The sequence below is a fragment of the Thermomonospora echinospora genome (genome assembly GCF_900108175.1).
Classification (GTDB): domain Bacteria; phylum Actinomycetota; class Actinomycetes; order Streptosporangiales; family Streptosporangiaceae; genus Thermomonospora; species Thermomonospora echinospora.
Genome location: NZ_FNVO01000002.1, coordinates 659,694 through 676,642 on the forward strand (window position 1 = coordinate 659,694; position 16,949 = coordinate 676,642).

12 protein-coding genes are annotated in these 16,949 nt (G+C 71.1%); 4 read left to right on the forward strand and 8 right to left on the reverse strand.

The features are described from left to right. The first annotated feature begins 172 nt into the window (after positions 1–172). From C4U03_RS07305 to C4U03_RS07315, 3 genes are all read left to right on the forward strand, one after another. Positions 173–913 carry a GntR family transcriptional regulator gene (locus tag C4U03_RS07305; RefSeq protein WP_200827086.1) on the forward strand — a complete coding sequence of 247 codons (741 nt, stop codon included), beginning with the start codon at positions 173–175 and terminating at the stop codon, positions 911–913. 34 nt (positions 914–947) lie between these two features. Continuing rightward, positions 948–2,366 carry a PTS transporter subunit EIIC gene (locus C4U03_RS07310; protein WP_103936853.1) on the forward strand — a complete coding sequence of 473 codons (1,419 nt, stop codon included), beginning with the start codon at positions 948–950 and terminating at the stop codon, positions 2,364–2,366. Positions 2,367–2,924: 558 nt separating this feature from the next. After that, entirely contained in the window at positions 2,925–3,269 is a 345-nt protein-coding gene (locus C4U03_RS07315; RefSeq protein WP_103936854.1) for an Rv3235 family protein, read from the forward strand. Positions 3,270–3,485: 216 nt separating this feature from the next. On the opposite strand, the gene secA is transcribed toward C4U03_RS07315, so the two are convergent. Continuing rightward, the gene (secA, locus tag C4U03_RS07320; protein WP_103936855.1) at positions 3,486–6,326 is read right to left on the reverse strand and encodes a preprotein translocase subunit SecA; all 2,841 of its coding nucleotides are present in this window, start codon (positions 6,324–6,326) and stop codon (positions 3,486–3,488) included. A gap of 292 nt (positions 6,327–6,618) precedes the next feature. On the opposite strand from secA, the gene C4U03_RS07325 reads away from it, so the two are divergent. After that, positions 6,619–6,945, forward strand: coding sequence for an HGxxPAAW family protein (locus tag C4U03_RS07325; RefSeq protein ID WP_103936856.1), 327 nt, complete (start codon positions 6,619–6,621; stop codon positions 6,943–6,945). A gap of 197 nt (positions 6,946–7,142) precedes the next feature. On the opposite strand, the gene C4U03_RS07330 is transcribed toward C4U03_RS07325, so the two are convergent. The 7 genes from C4U03_RS07330 to mtrA form a co-directional block, all read right to left on the reverse strand. Beyond that, positions 7,143–8,345, reverse strand: coding sequence for a winged helix-turn-helix domain-containing protein (locus tag C4U03_RS07330; RefSeq protein WP_103936857.1), 1,203 nt, complete (start codon positions 8,343–8,345; stop codon positions 7,143–7,145). Positions 8,346–8,417: 72 nt separating this feature from the next. Then, on the reverse strand, positions 8,418–9,182 hold the full coding sequence (locus C4U03_RS07335; protein WP_103936858.1) for a response regulator: 765 nt from the start codon (positions 9,180–9,182) through the stop codon (positions 8,418–8,420). Between the two features lie 210 nt (positions 9,183–9,392). Beyond that, the gene (gene hpf, locus C4U03_RS07340; protein ID WP_103936859.1) at positions 9,393–10,052 is read right to left on the reverse strand and encodes a ribosome hibernation-promoting factor, HPF/YfiA family; all 660 of its coding nucleotides are present in this window, start codon (positions 10,050–10,052) and stop codon (positions 9,393–9,395) included. A gap of 811 nt (positions 10,053–10,863) precedes the next feature. Then, complete coding sequence (locus C4U03_RS41050) at positions 10,864–11,238, reverse strand: phosphoribosyltransferase family protein (protein ID WP_200827087.1); 375 nt, start codon at positions 11,236–11,238, stop codon at positions 10,864–10,866. A 734-nt stretch (positions 11,239–11,972) separates the two neighbouring features. Beyond that, positions 11,973–13,769: an LpqB family beta-propeller domain-containing protein gene (locus C4U03_RS07350; protein WP_103936860.1), complete on the reverse strand. Its 1,797-nt coding sequence runs from the start codon at positions 13,767–13,769 to the stop codon at positions 11,973–11,975. Beyond that, the gene (mtrB, locus tag C4U03_RS07355) at positions 13,766–15,553 is read right to left on the reverse strand and encodes an MtrAB system histidine kinase MtrB (protein WP_235017702.1); all 1,788 of its coding nucleotides are present in this window, start codon (positions 15,551–15,553) and stop codon (positions 13,766–13,768) included. Before mtrB ends, C4U03_RS07350 begins: the two co-directional genes overlap by 4 nt. A gap of 258 nt (positions 15,554–15,811) precedes the next feature. Then, positions 15,812–16,489, reverse strand: coding sequence for an MtrAB system response regulator MtrA (mtrA, locus tag C4U03_RS07360; protein ID WP_103936861.1), 678 nt, complete (start codon positions 16,487–16,489; stop codon positions 15,812–15,814). Between the last annotated feature and the right edge of the window lie 460 nt (positions 16,490–16,949).

Sequence of the window (16,949 nt, forward strand, 5' to 3'; positions counted from 1 at the left end):
TCCAGAACGTCCCCGGCCGTGACCGGGACGTTATCGACCCGGGCATTGACACGTCTTCGCAGGCTGTGGTCTAGTCCGGCCTAGACCAGTACGAACCGGACCGGAGGCAGCGGCGGGTTCCGGGATCCTTGATCAGCAGGATCTCCCGTGACCTTCGAAACCGAGGACGACCGTGGTGACCATCGACCCGACCAGCCCCGTACCGAAGTACTTCCAGCTCCGCGCCATCCTGCTCGACCTGATCGAGCGGGCGGAGCTGCCCGTCGACGCGCCGATCCCCTCCGAGCGCGAGCTGTGCTCCAGGTTCGGGCTGTCGCGGATGACGGTGCGCCAGGGGGTCGAGCAACTGGTCTCGGAGGGCCGGCTGTATCGGGTGCCCGGCAAGGGCACCTTCGTGGCCCGCCCGAAGCTGGAGATGCCGCTGCGGCTGGTCTCCTTCTCCGAGGACATGCTGTCGCGGGGGCTGCGGCCCGGCGCCATCGACCTGTCGCGGCGCACCATCCCCGCCGACGCCCGGCTGGCCCGGATGTTCGAGGTCCCCGAGGGCACTCGGATCCACGTGATCGAACGGCTGCGGACCGCCGACGGCGAGCCGATGGCCCTCGAACGCGCGCATATCCTGGCCTCACTGGCGCCCGACCTGCTGGACCGGCGGCTGGCCGACCGCTCGCTGTACGGCGTGCTGGAGGCGGTGTACGGGATCGTCTTCGACGCCGGTGACCAGACCATCGACGCCGGGCTGGCCGACGCGGCCGAGGCCAAGCGCCTCCACATACCCCGGGGCAGTGCCGTGCTGCTCCTGCAGCGCCGCTCCTATATGGGCGGCGTCTGCGCCGAACTGGGCGTATCGACCTACCGGGCCGACCGCTACCAGATCCACACGGCTCTAGGAAACCCACCATCGCGGACCTGACAGGCCCGTGGCATCAGCAGGAGGCGACCCTCTGATGAGTTCCAGCACCGCAGTCGGCGGCACCGCCGCCCCCCAACGAGGATCCAGCGTCCTCGCCGTCCTCCAGCGCATCGGCCGCAGCCTGATGCTGCCGATCGCCGTGCTGCCCGCCGCCGGTCTGCTGCTGCGGCTCGGTCAGCCGGACGTGCTGGGCGAGAACGACGACGCCTGGATCAGCTTCGCCGGCTCCGACCGGGTCGCGGAGGTCTTCGCCGCCGCCGGCGGTGCGCTGTTCAACTGGCTGCCGCTGCTGTTCGCGGTGGGCGTGGCGGTGGGCTTCGCCCGCAAGTCCGACGGCTCGACCGCGCTGGCGGCCGTGGTGGGCTACCTGGTCTTCCACTACGTCAGCATGAACATGTTCTTCCACTCCGACGAGCTGCGGCCGCGGGTGGTCAAGGCGCTCTTCGACCCGGACAACCCCGGTAAGCCCAACGAGGTGCTGGACCTGGCGGCGGGCAACCCGACCCAGGTGCTCGGCGGCATCGTCATCGGCATCACCGCCGCGCTGCTCTACCAGCGCTACTACCGGATCAAGCTGCCGGCCTGGCTGGCGTTCTTCGGCGGGCGCCGGTTCGTGCCGATCATCACCGCGTTCACCGCGACCCTGCTGGGGCTGCTGTTCGGTCTGATCTGGCCGCTGCTCGGCGGCTGGCTGACCAACTTCGGCGAGTGGATGGAGCGCAACAGCACGCTCGGGGCGGGCGTCTACGGCGTGGTCAACCGGCTGCTGCTGCCGCTGGGCCTGCACCACATCCCCAACAACGTGGTCTGGTTCCAGATCCCCGAGTGCACCGTCGGCGGCAAAACCTACACCGGTGACCTCAACTGCTACCTGAACGGGGCCGACGGCGCCGGCTGGTCGATGGCCGGCTACTTCCCCGTCCTGATGTTCGCGCTGCCGGCCGCCGCGCTGGCGATCTGGCACGCCGCGCCCCGGCACCGCCGCGCGGCCGTCGGCGGCATCATGTTCTCCGCCGCGCTGACCGCGTTCGTCACCGGCATCACCGAGCCGATCGAGTTCGCGTTCATCTTCGTCGCCCCGGTGCTGTTCGGGGTGCACGCGGTGCTCACCGGCGTGTCCATGGCGCTCGCCGACGCGCTCAACATGAAGCTGGGCTTCAGCTTCTCCGCCGGCGCCATCGACATGGTGCTCAACGCCAGCAAGGACAACACCAAGAACCTGCTCGGGCTGATCATCCTGGGGCTGATCTACGCGGTCGTCTACTACTTCCTGTTCTCCGTCCTGATCAGGGCGATGAACATCCCGACCCCGGGACGCGAGCCCGAGGGCACGGAGTCGGTGGCCGCCGACCCGTCCGCCGCCCCGGAGGTCGCGGCGGCGTCGGCGTCCACCGAGGCCGGAGCCTCGCCGTCCTCCGGCGCCAAGGCCAAGAGCGAGTCCTCCGACGGCTGAGGCCGCTCTACGGTCCCCACCACGGACCAGACCCCGCGGCGGCGGCGCCACACCCAGGCGCCCCCGCCGCCGCTTCGTTACACCGCCACCGGATTCTGGCCGGACCCGGCCGTTCTGTATCAACCGGCCCTCGCGCGGCCTCTTCTCACCTGCCGGATTTCCCGACATCCGCATGAGGAGGCCGACATGCCCAGCCGTACCGCCCGCCGCACCCCCGCCGCCGTACGAGTCATCCCCTACACCGCCGCACCCCGCCTCCAGATCCCCGGCACACCGTCCCGGCGACCGGGCGAGACCCTCGCCAGGGAACGACTATCACCGGGCGAACGTCCCGCCCCCGGCAGCCGGACGCCACCGAACGGCTCGCCGTCACTGGACGAAGGCCCGCCACTCACCCGACGATCCGCGCCGGGGCAGACGCCACCGTTCGGCAGCCCGTCGCCGGACAGAGGGGCGGCTGCCGCTCGGCAGTCCGGCTCGGGCGAAAGGTCGATGTCCCGTGGGCGAGGCCGGGCGGTGTCCTCGGGCGGGCCGGTGTTGCGGGCGGTGGGAGCTCAGGTGCCGGACGAGGCTCTGCAGGTGGTGGTCGCCGCGACCCTGCGGCTCGTGGCGGAGGTACTGGCGGGGACCCGCCCGGCACGGCAGCTGACCAGGCGGGCGACTCCGCAGGTCTGCGAGGAGTTGGCCGCGTTCGCCGTACCGCCCGGTGGCCCGGTCCGCCCGCCACGGGTGCTGACCTCCTGGGTCCAGGAGCCCGCGCCGGGCACGGCCGAGGCCGGAGCCGTCATCGCCCTCGCCGGGCGGGTGCAGGCCCTGGCGCTGCGGCTGGAGCACCACCGGGGACGCTGGCGCTGCACCGTGCTGGAGACCACCGCGCCGCATCGGCGAGCGGTGGCGGTGTGACGAGGCGGCGGGGACGCCCGGGTACGGCGTTCCCGCCGTGAACTCCGGCGAGGACCGCGACGCGGCCTCAACGATCATCGGCGAAAAGCCGCAACGGCCTCCCGGAGACTCCGGGAGGCCGTTGCTTGCGGTCATGCTCACCGGCCGGTCCTCGCGGGCGGCCGGCTCACCCGCACCGCTGGTACGGGCGGCGGCCGCCGCGAGGACGGGTGCCGGTCAGCCCTTGCGCGGGCCGCCGTGGCAGCGCTTGAACTTCTTACCCGAGCCGCAGGGGCAGGGGTCGTTGCGCCCGACGCCCGCGTACTCGTCCTCGACCTCCTCGGTGTGCCGCTCGACGCCGCCCTCGCCGTCGACGGTGGGCGCGGAGTAGTCCAGCTTCTTGGGCCGCTTGGGCTCCTCCAGGCCCTTGGCGTGGATCGCCGGGGCCTCCTCGGCCGCCTCCTCGGCGGCCTCCTCCGTGTCGGACGGCACGGTGTCCTTGGCGGTCGAGGCGACGGCGACGGGCTTGGCGCCGACGGTGGGGGCGGGCGGCTGCTCCTCGACCTCGACCTCGAGGTTGAACAGGTAGCCGACCGACTCCTCCTTGATGCCGTCCATCATCGCGTTGAACATGTCGAAGCCCTCGCGCTGGTACTCCACCAGCGGGTCGCGCTGCGCCATGGCCCGCAGGCCGATGCCCTCCTGCAGGTAGTCCATCTCGTACAGGTGCTCGCGCCACTTGCGGTCCAGCACCGACAGGATGACCCGGCGCTCCAGCTCCCGGGCGACCTCCGAGCCCAGCTCGGCCTCACGCTTGTCGTAGGCCTCCTGGGCGTCCTTGCGGATCCGCTCGGCGAGGGTCTCGGCGTCCAGCCCGGAGATGTCGCCGCCGACCTCCTCGGTCAGGTCCTCAACGGAGACGGTGATCGGGTACAGCTGCCGGAACGCCTTCCAGAGCTTGTCCAGGTCCCACTCCTCGGCGAAGCCCTCGCCGGTGGCCCCGGCGACGTAGCCGTCGACGACCTCGTCGATCATCCGGCGGACCTGCTCCTCCAGGTCGGCGCCCTCCAGCACCTTGCGGCGCTCGGCGTAGATGACCTGGCGCTGCCGGTTGAGCACCTCGTCGTACTTCAGGACGTTCTTGCGGATCTCGAAGTTCTGCTGCTCGACCTGGGTCTGCGCGGACCGGATCGCGTTGGAGACGATCTTGGACTCGATCGGCACGTCGTCCGGGATGTTCAGCCGCGTCATGATCGCCTCGACCCGCGCGGAGTTGAACAGCCGCATCAGGTCGTCCTCGAGCGAGAGGTAGAACTTCGACTCGCCCGGGTCGCCCTGTCGGCCGGAACGACCGCGCAGCTGGTTGTCGATGCGCCGCGACTCGTGCCGCTCGGTGCCCAGCACGTACAGGCCGCCGGCCTCGACGACCTCCTCGTGCTCGCCCTTGACGGCGTCCTTGGCCTTCTCCAGCGCCTCCGGCCAGGCCGCCTCGTACTCCTCGGGCGTCTCCAGCGGGGACAGCCCGCGCTGGTGCAACTCCAGGTCGGCGCGGAAGTCGGGGTTGCCGCCGAGCATGATGTCGGTACCGCGGCCGGCCATGTTGGTCGCCACGGTGACGGCGCCCTTGCGGCCCGCCTCGGCGATGATGGCGCTCTCCTTCTCGTGGTGCTTGGCGTTGAGCACCTCGTGCGGGATGCCGCGCCGCTTGAGCATCTTGCTCAGCCGCTCGGACTTCTCCACCGAGGTGGTGCCGACCAGCACCGGCTGGCCCTTCTCGTGCCGCTCGGCGATGTCGTCCACCACGGCCTCGAACTTGGCCTGCTCGGTCTTGTAGACGACGTCCGGGACGTCCTTGCGGACCATCGGCCTGTTGGTGGGGATGGAGACCACACCGAGCTTGTAGATCTTGTTGAACTCGGCCGCCTCGGTCTGGGCGGTACCGGTCATCCCCGACAGCTTGCCGTAGAGCCGGAAGTAGTTCTGCAGGGTGATCGTGGCGAGCGTCTGGTTCTCGTCCTTGATGGGCACGCCCTCCTTGGCCTCGATGGCCTGGTGCATGCCCTCGTTGTAGCGGCGGCCGTGCAGGATGCGGCCGGTGAACTCGTCCACGATCAGGACCTCGCCGTTCATCACGACGTAGTCCTTGTCCTTCTTGTAGAGCTCCTTGGCCTTCAGGGCGTTGTTCAGGAAGCTCACCAGCGGGGTGTTGGTCGCGTCGTAGAGGTTGTCGATGCCGAGCCAGTCCTCGACCTTCTCCACCCCGGTCTCCAGGATGCCGACGGTGCGCTTCTTCTCGTCGACCTGGTAGTCGCCGTCGGTCTCCTCCTTGCCGCTGGCCGGCTTGAGCCGCGGCACGATCTTGGCGAACTCGTTGTACCACTTGGAGTTCTGCTCGGCCGGGCCGGAGATGATCAGCGGGGTCCGGGCCTCGTCGATGAGGATCGAGTCGACCTCGTCCACGATGGCGAAGTTGTGGCCGCGCTGCACGCACTCGTCCAGGCTCCAGGCCATGTTGTCGCGCAGGTAGTCGAAGCCGAACTCGTTGTTGGTGCCGTAGGTGATGTCGGCGTTGTAGGCCTTGCGGCGCTCCTCGGGCGTCATCTGCGGGAGGATGACGCCGACCTCCAGGCCGAGGAACTGGTGCACGCGGCCCATCCACTCGGCGTCGCGCTTGGCCAGGTAGTCGTTGACCGTGATGACGTGCACGCCCTTGCCGGACAGCGCGTTGAGGTAGGCGGGCAGCACACAGGTCAGGGTCTTGCCCTCACCGGTGCGCATCTCGGCGATGTTGCCCAGGTGCAGCGCCGCCCCGCCCATGATCTGGACGTCGAAGTGGCGCTGGCCCAGCACCCGCCTGGCCGCCTCACGTGCGGTCGCGAACGCCTCCGGCAGCAGCTCGTCGAGGGACTCCCCCTCCTCGATGCGCTCCCGGTACTTGTCGGTCAGCTCGCGCAGCTCGGCGTCGGTCATCTCGAGGAAGTCCTCCTCGATGCTGTTGACGTGATCCGCGAGCTTCTTGAGCTTGCGCAGAGTTTTGCCTTCGCCCGCACGAAGGATCTTGTCGATGACTGGCGGCACTCTCTGAGGCTCCTTGCAGATCGTGGGTCACCGCGACCAGCGGCACGCACACCACACGTACGTTGCCATCGTAGGCGAGACCAAGGATGGTCTAGGTCACTCGGCGACGCAATCCATGCCCTTTACTGTTTGACCCCCTCCTGACGAGGAAAATCTGTATGACGTTGACAACCGGGCCGGACGATCCGCACGGAGGGTGCGCCGAACAGGCGTTCAGCCGTGAAACGCCGTGGACGGGACGTTTCGGCCCGACGTCGGGCGCCGTGCGGCGCCCTGGGGGTAGGGAGGATCGATGGCCGGATCACATGGCGGACGGCCGAGCTCGTGGGCGGTCGTCGCACTGGCGTTCATCGGGTTCGTCATCGGTGGAGTGGCCCTGTGCCTGGGCCCCAACTGGCTGCTGTTCTGGATCGGCGGCGCGGTCGTGGTGGCCAGCGGCCTGCTGGGGATGGTGGTCGGGATCTTCTCCGACGTGGTCCTGGACGAGCCCAGGGTGCTCCCCGAGGTGGTGAACTACTCGCTGTTCGGGGCGCAGACCGACGAGCGACGCGGCGGCCCGTACGGCGAGCGGACCTCCCATGCGCTGACCAGCGATCCCGAGACCAAGCCCCACGGCTGAGCGGCCGTGCCCGGCGCGACACGCTCCCCGCCGGGACTTGTCCGTGTCGAGACCGACACGTGCCGGCACCGGCGCATTCCTTTACCGGTGCCGGCACCCATCCGGGAAAGAAGGAGACTCGTCACAGGGCGACGGGGTCAGCCCCAGCAGGGCGAGGAGCAGACCAGTGGTACCTGGACTCGCCCCAGGAGGCGGAGTCAGCCGGCCGGGCCCTCGCGCAGCGCCCGCTCCACCAGGGCCGTCAGCTCGGGGGGATCCATGACCTCCACCCGTACGTCCCGGCAGCCCACCCAGCCGGCGGCCCGCCACAGGGCGGTGCTCAGCGCGGCGACCGCCTCCCGCGCCCGTGCGGGCGTGCTCGTCGCCCACGGCTCGACCGAGACCTGCCGGGCGACCAGCACGCCCTTCTCGCGCGCCGGATCGACCCGGCCGATCAGCCGCCCGCCGGCCAGCAGGGGCATCGTGAAGTAGCCGTGCACCCGCTTGGCCTTCGGGACGTAGGCCTCCAGCCGGTGCTCGAACCCGAACATCCGCAGGGTGCGCGCTCGGTCCCACACCAGTGAGTCGAACGGCGACAGCAGCGTGACGGCGTGCCGCCCGCGCGGCGGTGCCTCCAGCGCCCGCGGATCGGCCCAGGCCCGGTGCCGCCAGCCCGCCACCCGGACGGGCACCAGCCCGGCGGCCTCGATGACCGCGTCGACCTGCTCGCCCTTGATCCGGTAGTAGTCGGCCAGGTCGGCCCGGGTCGCCACGCCCAGCGCCCGGCCCGCCCGCCCCACCAGATGGGCCAGGCACTCGGCGTCCTCGGGCTCACGGTCCAGCAGCGCCGCCGGGACCACGCGTTCGGGCAGGTCGTAGACCCGCCGCCAGCCGGTCCGCCGGGCGCACACCACCTCGCCGATGTCCAGCAGCCACTCGACGGCGATCTTCTGCTCGCTCCAGTCCCACCAGTCCGCGCTCGCCTTGGCGCCGCCGAGCTCGCGCATGGTGAGCGGGCCGTCGGCGCGCAGCCTCTTAAGGACGACCTCGCACGCCTCCTGGGAGATCTTGTGCCAGCGCCATCCGCGCCGCCGGAACGCCCTGCGCCGGAACGCCAGCAGCGGCCACTCGTCCATCGGCAGCACGCACGCGGCGTGCGCCCAGTACTCGAACGCGGCGCCCGTGCCGGTCGAGGTGTCCCAGTAGGCGTTCTCGACCGCCTCCCTGCCGACCGCACCCAGCCGCGCGTACGGCACGAGCTCGTGCGAGCGCGCCAGCACGGAGATGGTGTCGAGCTGAACGGCCCCCAGCTGCTCCAGCACGCCCGCAACACCCCGGGGACGGGTCTGTGCCCCCAACAGCCCCTGGGCGCGCAGCTGGATGCGCCTGGCCTCGTCCGCGGTCAGCTCGAGTTCGGTCACGTCGCGATGGTACGCACCGGCACCGACAAATCAACACCGGCAAACCATGGACACCGGTGTCCCGGTGGACGGTCAGGTGATCTCCAGGAGCTTCTCGCGGACGGCGTAGACGACGGCCTCCATCCGGGAGTGCAGTTGGAGCTTCTCCAGGATGTTGCGGACGTGGTTCTTCACCGTGTTCTCGGAGATGAACAGCTCCTTGGCGATCTCCCGGTTGCCCAGGCCCCGCGCCACCAGGCGCAGCACCTCCATCTCCCGGTCGGTCAGCTTGGGCGCGGGCACCTGCTGCTGGCGCTCCTCGCTGCGCTTGGCCAGCGAGGCGAACTCGGTGATCAGCTTGGACGCCATCGAGGGGCTGATCAGCGACTGGCCGCCGTGCACCGCGCGCACCGCCTGGGGGACCTCGTCGATGGAGATCTCCTTGAGCAGGTAACCGCTGGCGCCCGCCTTGATCGCCTCGAACAGGTCCTTGTCCTCGTCGCTGATGGTGAGCATCACGATCTTGGCGCTGGGCACCGACTCCTTGATGGCCAGGCACGCCTCGATGCCGCTGCGGCGGGGCATCCGGATGTCCATCAGCAGGACGTCCGGCAGCAGGTCGCGGGCCATCTCGACGGCCTCGTTGCCGTCGCCGCCCTCGCCGACCACCTCGATGTCGTCCTCGTCGGCCAGCACCATCTCCAGGCCCCGGCGGAACAGTGCGTGGTCATCGACGATCAGCACCCGGATCGGGTCCGTCGCGGCCTGTTCGCCCGGCGCCGCCGCGGCCGGGTCACCGGCCCGCCGCCGGGAAGCGCCCCCGGGCGCGGCGCCAGGAGTCTCGGGGTACTCGCTCACAACGCCGCCCCTCCCTTCGAATGTCGGCGACCCTGTGCTTTCGGAGGGTTTCACGTCTATGGGAGGCTCGCACGGATCGGCGGCCCGGACGATAGGTCAATGTCGCCGGGCCGCCAATCCCGCTGCCTCTCAGGCGGAGCCGGATGGCACCATGTAGATCATGACACGCCCGGGGCGGTGACATGGCGCATGCGGCACATCACCACGCCGTCACTCCTCCATCAACCGGATGACCCCGTAGTCCCAGCCGCGCCGCCGGTAGACGACACTGGGTTGGCCGCTCTCCTTGTCACGGAACAGGAAGAAGTCGTGGCCCACCAGCTCCATCTCGTAAAGGGCCTGGTCGATCGTCATCGGGGCGGACTGGTGGAACTTCTCGCGGACCACCACGGGGCAGTCGCCGTCCGCCGGCAGCGGGATCAGGTTGCCCTCCGCCTCGGCGGACGACGCCGGCTCGGGCGTCTCGGGCTCGGCGGTCCCGACCGGGGCGGACGATGGCATCGGGGCGAGCTCGGGCAGGGGTTCCATCCTGGCCAGCTTGGCCGGGGCGCGATTTCCGCTGCCGTAGTGGATCTTGCGTCGGTCGGCACTGCGGCGCAACCGCGACTCCAGCTTGTCGATGGCCAGGTCGAGGGCTCCGTAACGGTCCTCGGCCGCCGCCTCGGCGCGGACCGCCGGGCCGCGCGAGCGGATGGTCAGCTCCACCCGTTCCCGCCGGTCGGCCTGGCGCGGGTTGCGCTCCTCCGACACCTCCACGTCCACCCTGATGACCTTCTGGTCCAGGCGCTCGATCCTGGCCAGCTTGGAGTCGACGTGCTGCCGGAACCGCTCGTTGACGTCGGTGTGCCGGCCCTTCACGATGATGTCCACGTGGGACCCCCCTTCCGGTTGCGATCTGCGATCGCCGCCGGGCGCGCGGCCCGCGGCGGTCGCCACAGCTCGGTGGGATGCACCCGCCCGGCCGACCTGGTCTTCGTCCCCACATCCGCCTGCTGAGGGTCTCGCGGCGCTCTCGCCACTACTGCCCTTCTCCCAGACCGGAGGATGTCTGATCCTCCGGCGAGGCAGGACTTACCTCTAAGGCGCACCGTGATCGGTCGACGAGAAGTCGCCTTACGTGGGCCGCTTCGCCTGCGCCTGGCATCGGCTTGCCGGACCGGCGGTGCTCCAGTGGAGCACCGTGGTCCGACGCAACCACGGACCCGGGCGGGTGCCATGTCAGGAACGCTAACCCCTTACGCCTCGAATGTCAGGGGGGTGGAGCAAGGAAAAACTCACCGACCGTCATCGACCGGCCCCACCCCGGGACTGCCGGAACCGCTCCTGGAGCCGCGCATCCCACCGCACGAGTCTTCCTCCTCTCGGGTACCGCCCCAGGTCATAGGAGTATGGCCAGACAAGGGGTTGGGGAAACCCCAACGTTCATCACGACAGCCCATGACCATGTCCATGACACCGATCACCCTCGGCCCCCACCACGCCCTCGTCCGCTGAATACTCCCCGTAGTCGATTTCGGTCAACCATCACACGTGAACAATCTCACCGTGTCCCCGCGTACCACCTCACGGCCAACGCCGGCCACATCCACCGCTCCTCCCTCCCGCCCCACGGCTCCCCTCCCGCCTGATCACTGTCCGCCATGAGGATCGGTCCTCCACCACCTTGAACGGCCATGGCGCCTCAGTGGTGTCTGCGTGGGGTGGCCGCGACCGTCGCTACGGCCATGACCTGGGCGCCGGCGGCCTCAATGGCCCGGGTCGCCTCGGTGAGGGTCGCTCCCGAGGTGATGACGTCGTCCACCACGACGACCCGGCGGCCATGGACGCGCCGTGCGGCGGTGACCCGCAGGGCGCCGGCCAGGTTGGCGGCTCGTGCGGCCGCGCTGAGCCCCGCCTGGTCGGCCACCGGCCTGCCCTGCCGCAGCACAGTCGCGCAGGCGACGGGAAACCCCTCCGCGCGCAGCCGCCGGACGGCCACCTCGGCGAGCCCGCGCACCGGATCATGCCCTCGCCGCCGCACCGCCCGTGCAGCCGACGGCACCGGAACGACCAGCACCTCCGCCCGGGTACGCCCTCCGCACCACGGGTACGCACGGCCCACACGACGAACAGCATCTCCGAGAAGTCGAGCAGCAGGCACCCCGGCCCGGACAGCCCCGGCCCGGACAGCCCCGCCCCGAAGCAACTCGGCACGAACAGGGTCGGCGGACGGTCGGTTCTCGGGCGTACCCGGTCCCGGGGCACCCCCATGGGGCTGAGGAGCACAGAGCCTCGAAAGGACCGAGACCTCGGGCAGGCGGGCAGAGGAGACGGCGGTTTTGGGCTGGGGGGCAAGGGTTTTGAGAGGAAGAGCGCGGGCGGTGGGGAGGTCTGGGTGATGGGTGGACAGGGCGGTGCGGACGGCGCGGGCCAAGGCGGCGCCCAGGGGCTTCGCAAGGGCGATGCGGCCTGACTCCTTGTAGGCGATGAGCATCGCCCGTACCGGGCCCTGGTACGCCGCGACGGACCAGGGCGGAGGCAGGGCAGCGGGTGCCGGGACGGGCCAGGTGCACCTGGGCGGACCCGTCAGGCGTGCCAGGCAGGCGTCGCAGAGCAGCCCCCGGGGAGAGCCGGAGGCGGCGTGCGGGGATAAGGCCGGACGTCTCGCGGTGGCGGAGGCACAGCCCGCGCAGTGCTGCGGAAGCAGCAGGTCGAGGAGGTGGACGAGGAGGTCCGTCAGAAAGGCCGCCATGGGCCCACCGTGTCAGCGCATGGCGAGGCGGCGCCAGAAGGCGAGCGGGTTGTGGACAACTAGCTCCAGTAGGTCGGCTCGGACCCCAGCGGGTCGCACTTCCACTCGCCGAAACGCCAGTCCCGCAGATCGCTCTGCCGGCAGATGCTGTTCTTGCCGTTGATCTCGGCCCCGATCACGATGCGGGAGCCCGGGGCCGCGGTGATCGACTTGGCCTCGCCCAGGCTGCCGCTGCCCACCGGGGTGATGCCACCCCCGTTGACCGGCACCCAGTAGGGCGTCACCTGCGTCGCGGTCGCCTTGGTCTTGCCCAGCACGGCCAGCGAGTTGGAGTCGCCCCAGGCCAGGTCGGTGACGTCCACCAGATCCGAGCCGATCGGCAGGAACTCGCCGACGCCGACCACCCCGCCGGGGCCCCGGACGATCCGGCCCAGGCGCAGCTGCCTGCCGTCATCGGTCTCCACGATGGCCGCCACGCGCACCCCGTCCCGGGCCACCCGCAGCGCCAGCACCTTGTGCGAGGCCAACTCCCACTGCTGCACCTGGACCGGCTGCTGGCCCTTGCCGGGCCGCATCCACAGCGTCGATCCGCCGCGGAACAACTCGACGCTCCACAACGTGCCCCGAGGATCCCAGGACGGCGCGGTGAACCGGCCGTCGGAGTGCTCGGTCTCCAGCACGGGACGGACCGGGGTGCCGCCCATCAGGTCGCCGCTCAGCACCGTGTCACCGGCCTCGTCGAGCCCGGCGATGCGCTGGTCGGGGGACAGCGCGGGCCGGTGCAGATGGTCCTCGCCCGTCGTCCCTGCCGGGGTCGCGTCGTTGACGAGCAGCTGGTGCGGGCGGCCGTCGGGGCCGCGCAGGTAGACGATCTCCTCGGTGCCGCCCCGGGAGGTGTCGGAGTTGTACTGCTCCCAGTCCTCGGTCGACTGGATCGGCCCCCGCCCGGCCGGCTCGACGGTCTCCCCGGCTATCTGCAGCTTGATGCGCCTGACCTCGGGCAGCCGCTGCAGGGTCCAGCTCAGCTGGGCGGCCATGCGCGCGTGGTCCGCCGGGTATGCCGCGGCGCTGAGGTTCACGGTGGCGACGCCGTCGGCGATGGCGACCCCGGCGCCCTCCAGCCGGGTGCCCGGCGGGAAGTAACTGCGCACCGCCGGCCGCAGCCAGCCGGTGGGCCCCGCCAGCAGGGCCGCGACCAGCTGCCTGGCCAGGTCCTGCCGGTTGACCAGCGGCAGGAAGATGCCGTTGGGCACCAGCACCTTGCCGTCCGGGTCGAAGAAGTACAGGTTCAGCACCCGGAAGGCGCGGTCCACATCGCTCATGTCCAGCAGCAGGCCGCCCTGGAGGTCGGTCGGCATCCGGTCGATGCGCCACTGGCCGGCCGAGTCGCGTGCCAGGCCGAAGGACGTGGTGTAGGTGTCGGGCTGGGCCGTGTACTGGCCGTCCGACCCGATCCGGCCGAGCCTGGCGGCGGCCACCTCCACCAGCGCCTCGGCGCCCACGGCGGGCGGCGGCGAGATGCTGGGCGCGCTCTGCAGGACGATCACCTGGGGGCGATGCCCGGGCCGCCAGGCGGCGTTGGCCGCGGGGGTCAGGTACTCGCGCGCCACCTCGTGGTCGTCGTCGAACGCCGCCGAGGCGATGAGGAAGCCTTTGACGATGTCCTCCGGCGCCCAGTCGCGGCGCGGCCGGACCGGCACGAGCCGCACGTAGGGCTCGGCGATCGGCTCGGCGCGCTCGGCGGACCGACCGGACACCACCCGTCCTCCGCTGGGCACGCTCGCGCACCCGGCCAGGCAGACCAGCGCCATCACCAGGGCCGGCACGCCGATCCGGCTCCTGTCGATCGTTCTCACCGGCCCTCCTCCGGTTCGGACACCGGCCGCAGCCCGGCCGTCCCCGGCCTGGGCCGCAACCCGGAACCGGATCCGCCGGCGACCGGCCCGCCGATGACCTCGGTGTCGCGGGCGGCCACGCCCGCCTCGGCACGGACGTCGGGGGAGGCGTGCTGTGGACCCGGCAGGGGCGGGTGCGGCTCCGGAGCGGGGCCGGGCTGCTCCGGGACGGTAAGGGAGATAGGGCCGTCCGGAGACGTCAGGCCTCCGGTGAAGGGAGCCCGGGGCAGCTCGGTCTCCGGGGGGACGAGCGGCAGGGGCGAGCCGCGCAGCTCGGCGCCGGCGGTCCGGGGCAGGGACAGCCGGAACTGCGAGCCCTTGCCCGGTGCGCCCCACGCCTGCAGCCAGCCGCCGTGCAACTGGGCGTCCTCCCGGGCGATGGACAGGCCCAGGCCGGTGCCGCCGGTGGTGCGGGCGCGCGCCGGGTCGGCCCGCCAGAAGCGGTCGAAGACCAGCTGGGCCTCCCCCGGCTTGAGGCCGACCCCGTGGTCGCGGACGGCCATGGCGACCGCGTCCCGGTCGGCGCCGACCGACACCACGATGTCCTGCCCCTCACCGTGCTCGACGGCGTTGACCAGGAGGTTGCGCAGGATCCGTTCCACCCGGCGGCGGTCGACCTCCGCCATGCAGGGCTCGCCGGGCAGTTGGAGGACGAGCTTGCTGCCCTTGCGCTCGGCGAGCCCCTCGGTGTCGCCCACCGCGCGCAGCACCAGGTCGCGCACGTCGACGGACTCGGCGTCCAGGGTGGCCGCGCCCGCGTCGTGCCGGCTGATCTCCAGCAGGTCGGCCAGCAGCGACTCGAATCGTTCCAGCTGGCTCTGCAGCAGCTCGGCCGAGCGGCCCACCGGCGGGTCGGCGAAGTGCTCGCGGTGCTCGTACAGCATGTCGGCGGCGATGCGGATGGTGGTCAGCGGGGTGCGCAGCTCATGCGAGACGTCCGAGACGAACTGCCGCTGCACCTGGGACAGCTCCTGCAGCTCGACGATCTTGTCCTGGAGGTTGCCGGCCATCTCGTTGAACGAGGTCGCCAGGCGGGCCAGGTCGTCCTCGCCACGTACCTTCATCCGCTCCCCCAGCCGGCCGGCGGCCAGCCGCTCGGCGGCCTGCGCGGCCAGCCGGACCGGGATGACGACCTGGCGGGTGACCAGCGAGGCGATGCCGGCCAGCAGCACCACCAGCACGGCGCTGACACCCACCAGGGTGTTGCCCACGGTGGTCAGCGTGTGCTGCTCCTGGGTCAGCGGGAACAGGTAGTACAGCTCGTAGCGGCCGTCTCCGGCACCGACGATCAGGCCCGGCACCGGCTCGCGGCCCACGTAAGAGATCTCGCTGTAGGTGCTGTGCCGGGTGCCGATGCGGTCGTCTCTGACCTGCTCGAGCAGCCGTTCCGGGACGCTCTGGTGCCGTACCTCGTTGGTGGTGAAGCCGCCGGAGAACTGCTCACGGGTGTCGCGGACGTACACCTCGTAGAGCCCGGAGGGGCCGCTGCGCGCCTTGAGCTGGTTGGTCACGTCCTTGAGCGTGACCTCGGGGACCCTGCCGGGCGCCAGCTCCCGCCGCAGGACGCCCAGCCCCTCGTCCAGTTGCAGCAGCGCGCTCTTCTCCTTGCCCTCCAGCAGGGCGTTGGTGATCTGCTGCATGAGGAAAACGCCCAGGATGGCCACGACGACCCCGGAGATGAGCAGCGTCCAAATGACGATGCGCACCTGGATGGACCGCCGCCACCGCGTGTAGAACCGCAGCACCCACCGGCGGACGAACCGCTTGCCGGCGCCCAGCCCGCGCCGGGTGAACCGGCGGGCGCGGTGCAGCCGGTGCGCGCGAAGGCCCGCGGCGACGCGCGGCCCGGCGACGCGCGCCCCCGGCCGGCGACTGCCGGACGGCAGCAGGCGCCCGCGGGCGCGGGTCACCGGGCCCTGGGCGGCTGGCGCCCGGGCCGGCGGGGGGGCCGCACCGTCACGGCCAGTCTTCGCGCTCACGGGGGGATCCACGCTGCGGCCGGGCTAGGCGGGCCCGGCCTTGTACCCGACGCCGCGGACCGTCACCACGATCTCCGGATGCTCCGGATCCCTCTCGATCTTGGCCCGGAGCCGCTGCACGTGCACGTTGACCAGCCGGGTGTCGGCCGCGTGCCGGTAACCCCAGACCTGCTCGAGCAGGACCTCGCGGGTGAACACCTGGCGCGGCTTGCGGGCCAGCGCCACCAGCAGGTCGAACTCCAGCGGGGTCAGCGGGATGTGCTTGTCGGCCCGCTTCACCGAGTGCCCGGCCACGTCGATGGTGATGTCGCCGATCTGCAGCGTCTCGGGCGCGGGCTCGTCGGTGCGGCGCAGCCGCGCGCGCACCCGGGCGACCAGCTCCTTGGGCTTGAACGGCTTGACGATGTAGTCGTCGGCCCCCGACTCCAGGCCCAGCACCACGTCGACGGTGTCGCTCTTGGCGGTGAGCATGACGATCGGGACGCCCGACTCGGCGCGGATCTGCCGGCACACGTCGATGCCGTCGGCCCCGGGCAGCATCAGGTCGAGCAGCACGAGATCGGGCCGGGTTTCCCGGAACGCCTCGAGCGCCTTGTCGCCGTCGTGGACGAACGACGGCTCGAAGCCCTCGCCCCGCAGGACGATGCCGAGCATCTCGGCGAGAGCGAGATCGTCGTCGACGACCAGTACGCGTCCTCTCATGGCCCTCATCGTTACATGTAGTCAGGAGGTCATCCGCCGACGAACGCGATCTGTGGAAAACCGGCCCGTCTGGCCGGCGGTGCCCCCGTCCGTCCTCCGATGGCCGCGTTTCGGCGGTTCTTGGGCAGCTAGGCTACCTGCGTTCACCTCCTGCACGCCCCCTCCCGCATATATCCCTGTCGCCGCCGGAGGGGCCGCACGCGCCTGGTACCGCGTAGACAGGACTCCTGGACCGCGCCGACGGTTGACCGGACTTTCGTGAAACACACCGCCCGATCATTGGCCGTCGGCCTCCTCATGGCCGAGACTGGCCGACGGCGAGCCGGGGCATGATGGCCGGGGCGTGCCCGGGACGCGTCCGGGAGGGCGCACCGGCCGGGCGGCTCGACCTAATACCGCCGAATGCGAGGCGACGCGGGCCGCCCGGGGAGTACCCTGCGTGGCAGTTCGAGCGCATGAT

Excerpts from the sequence above, each read along its gene's own strand:
- mtrA (WP_103936861.1), bottom strand. The coding sequence starts at position 16,489 with ATGAGAGGACGCGTACTGGTCGTCGACGACGATCTCGCTCTCGCCGAG.
- C4U03_RS07310 (WP_103936853.1), top strand. The coding sequence starts at position 948 with ATGAGTTCCAGCACCGCAGTCGGCGGCACCGCCGCCCCCCAACGAGGA.
- C4U03_RS07325 (WP_103936856.1), top strand. The coding sequence starts at position 6,619 with ATGGCCGGATCACATGGCGGACGGCCGAGCTCGTGGGCGGTCGTCGCA.